11 protein-coding genes and 1 pseudogene are annotated in these 12,515 nt (G+C 61.1%); 11 read left to right on the top strand and 1 reads right to left on the bottom strand.

The genetic code is table 11. The features are described from left to right. The first annotated feature begins 19 nt into the window (after positions 1-19). The 3 genes from LB556_RS00065 to LB556_RS00055 all read left to right on the top strand — a co-directional run bounded on the left by LB556_RS00065 (position 20) and on the right by LB556_RS00055 (position 1,831). Complete coding sequence (locus tag LB556_RS00065) at positions 20-1,123, top strand: NADH:flavin oxidoreductase/NADH oxidase (protein WP_224561963.1); 1,104 nt, start codon at positions 20-22, stop codon at positions 1,121-1,123. Between the two features lie 161 nt (positions 1,124-1,284). Further along, a complete protein-coding gene (locus LB556_RS00060) occupies positions 1,285-1,563 on the top strand; it encodes a DUF982 domain-containing protein (protein WP_032916788.1) in 279 nt (92 codons plus the stop codon). 28 nt (positions 1,564-1,591) lie between these two features. Then, on the top strand, positions 1,592-1,831 hold the full coding sequence (locus LB556_RS00055) for a DUF2188 domain-containing protein (protein WP_015318080.1): 240 nt from the start codon (positions 1,592-1,594) through the stop codon (positions 1,829-1,831). 65 nt (positions 1,832-1,896) lie between these two features. Here the strand turns inward: LB556_RS00055 and LB556_RS00050 are convergent, their stop codons facing one another. Further along, on the bottom strand, positions 1,897-2,178 hold the full coding sequence (locus LB556_RS00050) for a hypothetical protein (RefSeq protein WP_224561959.1): 282 nt from the start codon (positions 2,176-2,178) through the stop codon (positions 1,897-1,899). Between the two features lie 210 nt (positions 2,179-2,388). Here LB556_RS00050 and LB556_RS00045 point away from each other — a divergent pair, with 210 nt between their 5' ends. The 8 genes and pseudogenes from LB556_RS00045 to LB556_RS00005 all read left to right on the top strand — a co-directional run bounded on the left by LB556_RS00045 (position 2,389) and on the right by LB556_RS00005 (position 12,172). After that, positions 2,389-3,132, top strand: a complete 744-nt coding sequence (locus LB556_RS00045) for a competence/damage-inducible protein A (protein ID WP_224561957.1) — start codon at positions 2,389-2,391, stop codon at positions 3,130-3,132. A gap of 82 nt (positions 3,133-3,214) precedes the next feature. Beyond that, positions 3,215-4,047 (top strand): annotated as a pseudogene (locus LB556_RS31555) (universal stress protein). Positions 4,048-4,162: 115 nt separating this feature from the next. After that, positions 4,163-4,663 carry a xanthine phosphoribosyltransferase gene (gpt, locus tag LB556_RS00030; RefSeq protein WP_224561955.1) on the top strand — a complete coding sequence of 167 codons (501 nt, stop codon included), beginning with the start codon at positions 4,163-4,165 and terminating at the stop codon, positions 4,661-4,663. Positions 4,664-4,873: 210 nt separating this feature from the next. Then, a complete protein-coding gene (locus LB556_RS00025) occupies positions 4,874-5,362 on the top strand; it encodes an NUDIX hydrolase (protein ID WP_224561953.1) in 489 nt (162 codons plus the stop codon). A gap of 100 nt (positions 5,363-5,462) precedes the next feature. Continuing rightward, entirely contained in the window at positions 5,463-5,774 is a 312-nt protein-coding gene (locus LB556_RS00020) for a PilZ domain-containing protein (protein WP_224561951.1), read from the top strand. Positions 5,775-6,441: 667 nt separating this feature from the next. Beyond that, a complete protein-coding gene (locus LB556_RS00015) occupies positions 6,442-10,221 on the top strand; it encodes a vitamin B12-dependent ribonucleotide reductase (protein ID WP_224561944.1) in 3,780 nt (1,259 codons plus the stop codon). 374 nt (positions 10,222-10,595) lie between these two features. Beyond that, positions 10,596-11,453 (top strand): hypothetical protein, encoded by an 858-nt coding sequence (locus LB556_RS00010; RefSeq protein ID WP_224561942.1) that lies wholly within the window; start codon positions 10,596-10,598, stop codon positions 11,451-11,453. After that, entirely contained in the window at positions 11,450-12,172 is a 723-nt protein-coding gene (locus tag LB556_RS00005; RefSeq protein WP_224561940.1) for a uracil phosphoribosyltransferase, read from the top strand. The genes LB556_RS00010 and LB556_RS00005 overlap by 4 nt, the downstream gene beginning before the upstream one ends. Positions 12,173-12,515: the final 343 nt, after the last annotated feature.

The raw sequence follows: 12,515 nt of genomic DNA, 5'->3' as shown, positions 1-12,515 counted from the left end.
CCCTCCCCGGAGTTTTTTCATGACGACATCGCTTTTCCAGCCGATCACGCTCGATGGGCTCACCTTCCCCAATCGCATCGCCGTGGCGCCGATGTGCCAGTATTCCGCCGAGGACGGCTCGGCCAGCGACTGGCATCTCTACCATTGGATGAATTTGGCCATGTCAGGCGCCGGCATGGTCACGGTCGAGATGACCGATGTCGAGCGGCGCGGACGCATCAGCCATGGCTGCCTCGGCCTCTATTCCGAAGACAATGAGGCCGCTGCCCGCCGCGCGCTCGACGCGGCCCGGCGCGTGGCCGCACCCGGCACTAAATTCGGCACGCAATTGGCGCATGCCGGGCGCAAGGCTTCGAACCGCAAGCCTTGGGAAGGCGGCGGGCCGTTGCAGCCGAACGAGGATCCCTGGCAGACGGTCTCGGCCTCGGCCATCGCCTACGACGCCGGCTGGAATGTGCCGCATGCCCTGGACGACGAGGAAATCCTGCAGCTTATCGAGCGGTTCGCGGAAGCCGCAAGGCGGGCCGAACGTGCCGGCTTCGACTTCATCGAACTGCACGCGGCGCATGGCTACCTGATCTTCCAGTTCCTGTCGCCGCTGTCCAATCAGCGCACGGATCGCTGGGGCGGCTCGCTGGAAAACCGGATGCGTCTTGCCGTTGAAATCGCCAGGGCCGTGAAGAAAGCTGTGCCGAAGCTGATGCTCGGCGCACGGCTGTCGGTGAAGGACTGGGTCGATGGCGGCTTTGACATCGAGGACGCCATCGAGGTAGCGAAAGCGCTGAAGGCTGAAGGCGTCGCCTATCTCTGCTGCTCCAGCGGCGGCAATTCGCCGTTGCAGAAATTGCCCTCCGGGCCGGGCTATCAGGTGCATCTGGCGGAAGCCGTGCGCAAGGGGGCCGGCATTCCGACCCGTGCGGTCGGCCTGATCGACGACCCGAAACAGGCCGAGGCTGTTATCGCCGAGGGTCGCGCCGACATGGTGGCGCTGGCGCGAGCCTTCCTCGCCGATCCGCGCTGGGGATGGCGTGCGGCAGCCACATTCAGCGAAAAGATCCATCCGGCGCCGCAGCTCGCCCGCTCGGTGACGACGATGGAGCACTGGATGAAGGCCGCCGGCTGACCGCCCATTCTCCCGGTACCGGTGCGCTCTGCCAGTGATTTCGGGCGGCTCGCATGCATTGTGCCGAGATCCAAATCCGCGTCACGGTCGCGACGCGACCTTTGGGCGCAGGCCAAGGGCCACTTTTGCAACCAAATTGACTGCTTTGCGTTGCGGCCATGATGATGGACAACAAACCTTTTGAAACGCCCGTCGTGGTCGAGCTTGGCCATGTCGGCAAATATCGCCATATCCGCTCGACCCAGGAGGCTGCGGAGTGCCTGATGACTGTTTGGCCGCTCAATCGCGGCCCTCGTCATCGGGACGCCCTCGACACTTGCCTCAAAGTGCTGGAAGGTTATCGTTCGACAGCGGAAGCGCGCAGGGCACTGATTGAGGCCGCCAGGGAATCGGAAGTGCTGGTGCCCGACGACCGGCTGCCTGACGACCGGTTGCATTGAGCAGGCGGCCTTTAACTGGAGATTTTTGATGGCGAAGCTGACTTACAAAATCGTCGAGCATGATGGGGGCTGGGCCTACAAGGTCGGCGCGACCTTCTCCGAGACATTCCCCACTCACCAGGACGCGTTGCGCGCCGCCGAGATCGCTTCGGCCGAACAACAGGTCGCGGGTTCCACCGATGGCATCCAGTATGAGGATGCCGAGGGCAAATGGCATGAGGAACTAGCCGACGGCCGTGACCGGCCGCAGACTGAAATCTCGGATTGACCACGACGGGCGGTGCCGCGGATAGTTTGAAAACTATCCGCGGCCAACCGGCGTCTTGGGTCCAATCACTTGCCGCAGTACTGGTCGTTGACGTTCTGCCCGGAATTGGCGTCGGGACCGGGCGTGTTATGGGCGCATGGGCCGATAGCTCCGGTATTGCCCTGGGTGCTCAGCCCTGAACCGTAGGCGTTGATGCTCCCCGTCGTGTACGGGTCGACAGTTGTTTCGTCATTGCTGCCGAAAAGCCACCAGTCGTGGTTGGAATATGTCGGTTCTGCCGACTGAGCCATGGCCGATGTGGCAAGACCGATCGTCAGAGCGGATGCGGCTAGAAGTTTTACGTACATATCAGTTACTCCGTATCTACTTTGGTCGTCTTGGGAACGACGTGGTCAAAACCCAACAGTCAGCCGAATGGTTCCCTGAAATTCTCGTGAAATGGCGGGGATGCCGGGCGACAAAAGCGCGCGCCACTCTGCGCCCGATAAAGCCATCTGGCGGCATTGCCGCCCACCGCCCGCCGCGCTATTCAGATGGCCCGTCTGCCGGAGCCTCCCATGCCTGAAATCGTCACTGCCGCCATGCTTGTCATCGGCGATGAGATTCTGTCCGGCCGCACCAAGGACAAGAACATCGGCCACCTCGCCGATATCATGACGGCGATCGGCATCGACCTGAAGGAGGTCCGCATTGTTCCCGACGAGGAAGACGAGATCGTCGCGGCGGTGAATGCCGTGCGCGTACGTTACACTTATGTATTCACCACCGGCGGCATTGGCCCGACGCATGACGACATCACGGCCGATTCGATCGCCAAGGCGTTCGGCGTGCCTTGCGAATACGATGCCAAGGCCTATGCCCTGCTGGAGGCGAGCTATGCCGCACGCGGCATCGAATACACGGAGGCCCGCAAGCGCATGGCGCGAATGCCGCGCGGTGCCGACCTTATCGACAACCCCGTGTCCGTGGCGCCCGGCTTCCGCATTGGCAACGTCCATGTCATGGCCGGCGTGCCCTCAATCTTCCAGGCCATGCTCGACAATGTCGTCCCGTCGCTGAGAGCCGGCACCAAAATGCTTTCGGCTACCGTGCACTGCCCGTTTGGCGAGGGCCTTGTCGGCGGGCCATTGGGCGAGATCCAGAAAGCGCATCCGGATACGATCATCGGCTCCTACCCCAAATATGGCGACGGCAAGTTCTGGACTGAACTGGTGGTTCGTGCCCGCAATGAGGATGCGCTTGAAGCCGCGCGCGCCGACGTCGAGGCCATGGTGGCCGGCTTCGCAGCCAAGGCGGGCTGATCCGACGCAATCCGGAACCAAGAACGGCACTGCACCGTTTTTTCGCCGCGAGGCCCGTCGCTCGCAGGATTGAGGGATCATCATGCGTTTCAAGACCATCGTCGCCATTCTGCAGAACGAGCAGGACGCCGAGCGGGTCCTCGACTGCGCCATCCCGCTTGCCGGCCGCTTCGAAAGCCATCTGATCGGCATCCATGCGGAGGCGCTCCCGGTACCCTACACTTCGGCGACCGGCTTTCCCGATACGGAGTTCCTGCAGGTCTCGGCCGACATGAACCGGGAGCGGGCCGACAAACTCCAGGCTGTCTTCCTCAGGCGCATCGAGGATTCCGGGCTCTCCTTCGAATGGCGCAGCCTGGAGAGCTTCTCCGGCGACAGCGCGCTGACCGGCATTTCAAGCGTACGCGCCGCCGATCTCATCATCGCCGCCCAACGCGAGACCGGCGGCGATCCGAGCGCGGACGTCGATACGCTGGTCTACGACGCCGGCCGGCCGGTCCTGGTGGTGCCGAGCGCGGGCCCGCTGGTCACCACCTTCAAACGCGTGCTGCTTGCGTGGAACGGCAGCAAGGAGGCCGCGCGCGCAGCTTTCGATGCGCTGCCCTTCATCATCGAGGCCGAGAAAACCGACATACTGGTCATCGACCACCCGATACGCTCGACGAAAGCCCGGAGGCCGCGGGCGCCGAAATCGCGGCGGCCCTCTCACGCCACGGCGCCACCGTCAGCGTCTCGGTGCAGAAATCGGACGGCATCTCGGTCGACGACATGATCCAGAACAGGGTCGCGGAGACCGGTGCCGATCTCCTCGTACTTGGCGCCTACAGCCACTCGTGGCTGCGCCAGCTTCTGTTCGGCGGGGTGACACGCACGGTGCTGCGCACGGCGCAGGTCGCGGCCTTCCTGTCGCGGTAAGTCCACAGCGATCGCTGCCAGCCACCTTGCCAAGCCCAGGGGTTTCCAGTTAATTCCGCGCGCATTCCCCTGTTTTCATGCACGCGGTCGTCGCGTGCCGCGGAGTGCGCGAGAAATGTCCCTTCCCGAAAAAGCCTTTCCGGTCTCCTGGGACCAGTTCCATCGCGACGCCCGGGCGCTTGCGTGGCGGCTTGCCGGCACCAGCAAAGGTCAGTGGAAGGCTATCGTCTGCATCACGCGCGGTGGCCTGGTCCCGGCGGCCATCATCTCGCGCGAACTCGGCATCCGCGTCATCGAGACGGTCTGCGTCGCCTCCTATCACGACTACACCAGCCAGGGACAATTGCAGGTGCTGAAGGAGATCACGCCGGCCCTGCTGGCCGACGATGGCGCCGGCGTGCTGATCATCGACGACCTGACCGACACCGGCAAGACCGCCGGAATCGTGCGGGCGATGATGCCCAAGGCCCATTTCGCGACCGTCTACGCCAAGCCCAAGGGCCGGCCGCTGGTCGACACTTTCGTCACCGAGGTCAGCCAGGACACCTGGATCTATTTCCCCTGGGACATGGGTTTCACCTATCAGAAGCCGATCGCCGACGATCACGCAGGCTGATTCGCGGCTCGCCGCTTTTTCCCCGAGAAGGCAGCGCCGAGGGCAATATCTGCTTGCGCGGCGCGACCCGCCGACAAGATATCCTGTGAAATCGCCCATTGTTGACGGGAAACCGCCAGCTTGATCGAAGTTTTTACTTTTATTGGTCACAATACGCCCTAAGATTCATGAGGGGGCAAATGATTCTGGAGGCTGGGGCTAGCTTCTCCTATGTTGACAAGGCCAACGACGCACAACCACCTTGCTGATAGGGTCAGGCGACTCTTCGGCACCGCGCCGTGCCGTTTGCAGGTTGCCGCCCTTCCCTGGCGCGACGCCGGGAATGGCGTCGAGGTCATGCTGATCACAAGCCGTGATACTGGCCGCTGGGTGCTGCCGAAGGGCTGGCCGGAAGCCAGGGAGCCACTCTGCGAGGCGGCAGCGCGCGAGGCCGCCGAGGAAGCCGGATTGCGCGGAAACATTTCTCATTTGGAAGCCGGCCGCTATTTCTATGCCAAGGTGCTGGCTTCGGGCGAAGAAGTGCCTTGCGAGGTGCTGGTGTTTCCGCTGCATGTCGGCAAGGTCGCCGACCGCTGGAAGGAGAAGCACTCCCGCACCCGCAGATGGGTCAGGTCGAGCGAAGCCGTGCGGATGGTCCATGAGCCCGATCTTTGCCAGATCATCGCCTATTTCTGCGCCGACCCGCGCAGGTTCTCCTGAGAACGCGCGCATCGCGGGAAATTTGCAATCATGTGATGTATCGCGTGAATGGTTTGCTAATTTTTCTCCGATAGAAATCAGCCAGTCTGGCGTTTCATCGATGGCGAATCCTGTCACCCCACCACAGCAAGAGTTCCCTGAGCCCCAGCGCGAGCATCGCCCGCGCGTGCTCAAGGGTGGAACGATCATCACAGGCATCCAGAATTCCGAAGTGAGTTGCACGGTGCGCAACCAGCATGCGAGCGGCGCCGAATTGAAAATACCGCTCGAGGCCCGGGTCCCTGATCAATTCCTTCTCTATGTGCCGCTCGATGGCGTCGCCTATCGCTGCGCGGTCCGTTGGCGCCGCAGCAATAGGCTCGGCGTACGGTTCACCGGGACCGAGCCCAAGCCGAAGCTGCACTACGGCTGACTCCTGCCGCATCAGCCCTGCCGGGCTCCTAGCAGCCCCACTGGACATTTCCGCGTGTCGCGGACCGACGGTGGCGCATGCCCGTCGCTGGAAAAAAGGTCCCTTCAGCGGCCAATTCTATCCCCGTTATCCACATGTGTGACACACAAGATGTTGGGGTCACAAAAGCTACGCAAACGAATCCTTGACGGCTCGAAACGAGTCGCCTTTTATAGGCCATGTGCTCCTGTTGAGAGCGCGACCGGAAAGTTCTGAGCCCGGTCTTTTTCCCGGATTATGTGCGTTTTGCCCGCATTTCCGCCTGTTACGAGGCCGGCGGAAGCGTTGGGATCGTGGGGTGGTGGGGCGACGAAAGGGAGAATTGTCGGACTGGAATAAATTGTCTGTTAACACTATATTTAGTGTTTGCAGGTAGGTTCGACGCTAGATAGTGTGAATTTCCCTCGGGTGAGGGAATCGAAAAATTCAAGTTTGAGGGACCCGTGGGTCGGTTGGCAGCCTCGGCAAATGCCTGGCAAGGCGTTTTGTCGCGTGCGTGGCCGCACTCGCGAAGAGGAGATGCCGGCATTGTTCGCAATGCCGGCAAACGGCGGACTGTGCTTTTCGCCTTTCGGGGGCAGAAATCCCCTGACGAAAGCGCTATATATAGACAAAAGGGACAGGACCAATGCGCATCGAGCGTCGTTTCACCAAGCCGGGGCAATCTGCTTATGCGGAGATTGAATTCCGCAAGGCGCTTTCCGAGATCAAGAATCCGGACGGCTCGGTGGTGTTCCGCTTGGATAATATCGACGTTCCGTCGCAATTCTCCCAGGTGGCCGCCGACATCCTGGCACAAAAGTACTTCCGCAAGGCCGGTGTTCCCGCGCGCCTGAAGAAGGTCGAGGAGAACGACGTTCCCTCCTTCCTGTGGCGCTCCGTCGCCGATGAGGCCGAGCTCGCCAAGCTTCCCGAGGCCGAGCGCTATGGTTCCGAGATCGACGCCCGCCAGGTCTTCGACCGGCTCGCCGGCACCTGGACCTATTGGGGTTGGAAGGGCGGCTACTTCAAGGCGTCGGAGGAAGATGCGCGCGCCTTCCGCGACGAGCTTGCCTATATGCTGGCCACCCAGCGCGTCGCGCCGAACTCGCCGCAATGGTTCAACACCGGCCTGCATTGGGCCTATGGCATCGACGGCCCGAGCCAGGGCCACTTCTATGTCGATCCCTTCACCGGCAAGCTGACCAAATCGAAATCCTCCTACGAGCATCCGCAGCCGCATGCCTGCTTCATCCAGGGCGTGCAGGACGATCTCGTCAACGAGGGCGGCATCATGGATCTATGGGTGCGCGAGGCGCGCCTGTTCAAATATGGCTCGGGCACCGGCTCGAACTTCTCGCTGCTGCGCGGCGAAGGCGAAAAGCTGTCCGGCGGCGGCCGCTCCTCCGGCCTAATGAGCTTCCTGAAGATCGGCGACCGCGCCGCTGGCGCCATCAAGTCCGGCGGCACGACGCGCCGCGCCGCCAAGATGGTCATTGTCGACGCCGACCATCCCGATATCGAGGAATTCATCGACTGGAAGGTCAATGAAGAGCAGAAGGTCGCCTCGCTGGTGACTGGCTCCAAGATCGTCAAGAAGCATCTCGAAGCGATCATGAAGGCTTGCGTCAATTGCGAAGGCCATGACGACGACTGCTTCGATCCGGCCATCAACACGGCTCTGAAGCGCGAGATCAAGGCGGCCAAGAAGTCGGCGGTGCCGGAAAACTATATCTACCGCGTCATCCAGTTCGCCAAGCAGGGCTACACCTCGATGTCGTTCAAGATCTACGACACCGACTGGGATTCCGACGCCTACCTCACCGTTTCGGGCCAGAACTCCAACAACTCGGTGTCGCTGAAGGACAATTTCCTGCGCGCCGTCGAGACCGACGCCGACTGGCACCTGACCGCCCGCAAGGACGGCAAGGTCTTGAAGACGCTGAAGGCGCGGGACCTATGGGAAAAGATCGGCTACGCCGCCTGGGCGTCGGCTGATCCCGGCCTGCATTTCAACACGACGATGAACGACTGGCACACCTGCGCCTCGGCCGGTGCGATCCGGGCCTCCAATCCGTGCTCGGAATACATGTTCCTCGACGACACGGCCTGCAACCTCGCTTCGATCAATCTGCTCCCCTACCGCAATGCCGACGGCACGATCGATATCGCTGCCTATGAGCACACCGTGCGGCTGTGGACCATGGTTCTCGAAATCTCGGTGATGATGGCGCAGTTCCCGTCGAAGGAGATCGCCAAGCTCTCCTACGACTACCGCACGCTGGGCCTCGGCTACGCCAATATTGGCGGCCTGCTGATGACCTCGGGCATTCCCTACGACTCCGACGAAGGCCGCGCCATCTGCGCCGCGCTGACCGCGATCATGACCGGCGTCGCCTACTCCACCTCGGCGGAAATGGCTTCCGAACTCGGCGCCTTCCCCGACTATGACCGCAACGCCCAGAACATGCTGCGCGTCATGTGCAACCATCGCCGCGCCGCGTATGGCGACAGGGACGGTTACGAAAAACTCGCCGTCAATCCGGTGCCTCTCGTGGCGTCGGACCTGAAGCAGCAGGATCTGGCCACTCACGCCAGAGCCGCCTGGGACCGTGCCATCGAGCTTGGCGAAGAGCATGGCTACCGCAACGCGCAAGCAACCGTGATCGCGCCGACCGGCACGATCGGCCTGGTCATGGATTGCGACACCACCGGCATCGAACCCGACTTCGCCCTGGTGAAGTTCAAGAAGCTTGCCGGCGGCGGCTATTTCAAGATCATCAACCGCGCCGTGCCGGAAGCGCTGCGCACGCTGGGCTATTCCGAGAGCCAGATCGCCGAGATCGAGGCTTATGCCGTCGGTCACGGCAATCTCAACCAGGCGCCGGCCGTCAACCCCGGCTCGCTCAAGGCCAGGGGCTTTACCGACGACAAGATCGCGGCCCTCAATGCCGCGCTGAAGTCGGCCTTCGACATCAAGTTCGTCTTCAACCAGTGGACGCTCGGCGCCGACTGGGTGAAGGAGACCTTCGGCTTCACCGACGAGCAGCTCAACGACTTCTCGTTCGAAATGCTGCCGGCGATGGGCTTCTCGAAGAAGGACATCGAGGCCGCCAACATCCATGTCTGCGGTGCGATGACGCTGGAAGGCGCGCCCTTCCTCAAGGCCGAACATCTGGCGGTGTTCGACTGCGCCAGCCCCTGCGGCAAGATCGGCAAGCGCTCGCTTTCGATCAACAGCCACATCCAGATGATGGCTGCGGCACAGCCCTTCATCTCCGGCGCCATCTCCAAGACCATCAACATGCCGAACGACGCGACGGTGGAGGACGCCAAGAGCGCCTACATGCTGTCGTGGAAGCTGGCGCTGAAGGCCAACGCGCTCTACCGCGACGGCTCGAAGCTGTCGCAGCCGCTCAACGCCTCGCTGCTCGCCGATGGCGAGGAGGACGAGGACGACGCGGTCGAGCAGCTCATCCAGGCACCGGCGGCGGCGCGCGCGGCGCAGATCACGGAGCGCATCGTCGAACGCATCATCGAACGCGTGTCGCGCGAGCAGGAAAAGCTGCCCGGCCGCCGCAAGGGTTATACGCAGAAGGCCAAGATCGGCGGCAACACCATCTTCCTGCGCACCGGCGAATATGACGATGGCCGTCTCGGCGAGATCTTCATCGACATGAACAAGGAGGGCGCCACGCTGCGCGGCCTTCTCAACAACTTCGCCATCGCGATCTCACTCGGCCTGCAATATGGCGTGCCGCTCGACGAATATGTGCACGCCTTCACCTTCACCAAGTTCGAGCCGGCCGGCATGGTCATCGGCAACGATGCCATCAAGAGCGCGACGTCGATCCTCGACTATGTGTTCCGTGAATTGGCCATCTCCTATCTTGGCCGCAACGATCTCGCCCATGTCGACCAGTCGGACTTCTCCAACACCGCGCTTGGCCGCGGCATCAGCGAAGGCAAGACCGACGCCGTCTCCAAGGGCCTGACCCGCGGCTCGCCGGTGAAGCTGGTGTCGAGGGCAAGCGGCAGCGAGCCGAAGGGCTTTGCCGGCTCCGGCACCCCTGCCCGCTCGGCGCCGACGGCCTTCTCCGGCTCCAACGTGCTGGCGTTGAAGCCGGCGAGCGACGAGGCGATCGCCTACAAGCGCGACTATGAGGAGCGGGCCAAGGAACTGGCCGAGGACATCGCCTTCGAGGAAGCGGCATCCGAAGCCTCGAGCGATACCACCGCGGCCCTGTTCACCGACACGGCGGCGCATGAAGCGGCCGAGGCGAAGAAACTCGCCGCCGACCGCCGCGCCAAGTCGCTGCTGCAAGGCTACACCGGCAATTCCTGCTCCGAGTGCCAGAATTTTACCATGGTGCGGAACGGGACCTGCGAGAAGTGCGATACCTGTGGTGCCACGAGCGGGTGCAGCTGAGGAAAATCTGAGACGTGTAGGGATCCGCAAAGTTGTGCCCCTACAAGCCAATGTTGTGCCCCTAGGTCATCTCAGGCCTAGGTAACTAGGCCCAAGATGGCTTGGAGCGGTCAGATGGTGCCACACCCAAAGTTGGGTGCCTGAAAGCAAATGTTTTGTACTTGGAGCGGCCAATCGGCCGCTCCTTCACAAGCGTAAGCCAGGCCGTAGCTGATTTTCGCAAGAACCGCGTCTGCTCCGACAGCGGTGCCAAGCCTTCTCCTACCATGAAACCCTAGAAGTGCTTGTCGGGCCGTTGTTCTCTGCACCCGCCTTTGTGAACCGAATCCACTACTGCCGCAAAGCAGCGACACTTGACCAGAAATTGCTCCATAATGATGCTGACCCCCGACCAAATTGAAGCTTTGCTCGGTGCCGAGGCTCGGAAGAGAGTCGAAAGGAAGCGGCGTGGCGGAGACAGTGCCGATAAGGGCGCTGCCTACGAACGTGAATACGCCTTGGCGCGTATCGTTCAGCTAGGTGTGGAATGCCTTGAGTCCAACGACGACGGGACAGGGATACATCTGCAAGCCCAAGCGCTTTGCTTCATCGACGACTTTCTAGTCCATCGTCCTGACCGGTCCATTTTCTCGCAGCTGAAGGATAAGCAGAGCCAGGGTTGGGGTGATCTGGCAGAAGATTGCCGCTCGCAGCGCTCATGCAACGAAGAAGCTGGTATCATAGGATCAATCGAGATCGTAGTTTCCAGAGTTGATGTGGCCGCTCGTCTGGACGAAAGCCGCCCAGATGACCTAGGGGAGGTAGATGTGATCCATTTCGAGCCCCCCTTTCCGGGTTACGATGAGGCTGTGGGTGTTATGCTGGAACCGTTTGATACCAGCAACGCAAGGAGGGACAGCCGCCGCCATATTCTAGCAGCGTGGGAAGAGCTCAATCGCAATGCGACCCTTGCCGAGATCCTGGAGCGCGCGAGCGATTTCTCATCAGGAACCATTAGAACACTCGATCCCGAATTTGCCCTCGCCGAGGACATTCGCGGCATCCTCGATCAGATACCCGATTTCAGCTACCAAGTGCGTTCGAGGATCGTCATTTTTGCGTACCCCGGTTTGCAGGGTCGTGCTCGCTATGAATGCGGCACTCAGCAGTGGAATAATTTTGAGAATCGATTGAAGCTTTCGCCGCCATCGGATTTCCTAGAGTTCTTCGCATTGATGAGGGACGCGCAATGACGAGTCGCAGGCGATATTTAGGCGCAGCCACCGACGACATTCTTCAGCCACTCTCGGCTTTGGCTGAAACAGGTACCCCACCGGCAGCATATCGAGATGCGATGCAACGGCTGGGCGACTGTCTAGCGCACCGAATTTCAGAGTCTGTCGATTTCAAAGGCAAGATCGTTTTGGTGGTCGCAGGCGTGGAGGATGTCGACTCGCTAGGAAGCGGCTTTATCGAGGTCCTCACCCGGGCAGGTGCGGACGTCCGGCTAACTTGTTTGTGGATGGACCGTAAGACGCTCAACGTTCCTGGTCGCGAGGAAGTTGCGAACATCATTCAGGAATACATGGATCCGATTCCCCCACATGTCGACCACTTCGTAGTTCTGAAGAGCATCGTTTCCAGTTCGTGCACCATACGGACAAGCCTTCTCAGAATGCTTGATGAGACAGAAGCGGAGCACATTCACGTCGCGTCGCCAGTGATGCTCAAGGGCGCTCGGAGGAGGCTCGAGGCTGAGTTTCCCGCTTCGGTGGGAGACAAGTTCGAGTACTGGATTTTGGCCGTGGATGCTCAGGCGGATGAGAACGGCAACGTCATCCCAGGCATCGGCGGCAGTGTCTATCAGCGGATGGGATTCACAAGCCAGCAAGACAAAAACTTTTATATGCCCGCGCTTGTCGCCGACCGGATCGTCAGCCGTCGAAAGCCTATCGATCAGCCTTCGCCATAGAATTGATCGCCGGGTAGTTGCGAGCGCATCGTTTGCGCCTAACGTCTTTGCTGTTTTTCGGGAAAAGCATCCAAAAGTGAAGGCGGGATTCTGCTTTTATTGCTGCCCAATCGGCTACACAGCAGGTGGCACGAGACGTCGCCCAGGCCACATCCCCAACTATTGCCCAGTCCAAATTAGATCGCGAATTGCTCCGAACGAAACGCCGTCACCCGCTGGATCCGGTTAGCCAGGTAGCTTTGGTATCCGGCTAAAGCCTGTCGCGTTTTAAAGGATTCAGGATTCCCCTTGGTTTGAGTTCGTGATTCATTGCGGTTGAAAGGAGATCGCAATGGGCAAGCCG

Source organism: Mesorhizobium sp. ES1-4 (assembly GCF_020164745.1).
GTDB lineage: Bacteria > Pseudomonadota > Alphaproteobacteria > Rhizobiales > Rhizobiaceae > Mesorhizobium.
This window is presented reverse-complemented; position numbering and strand designations above follow the sequence as displayed.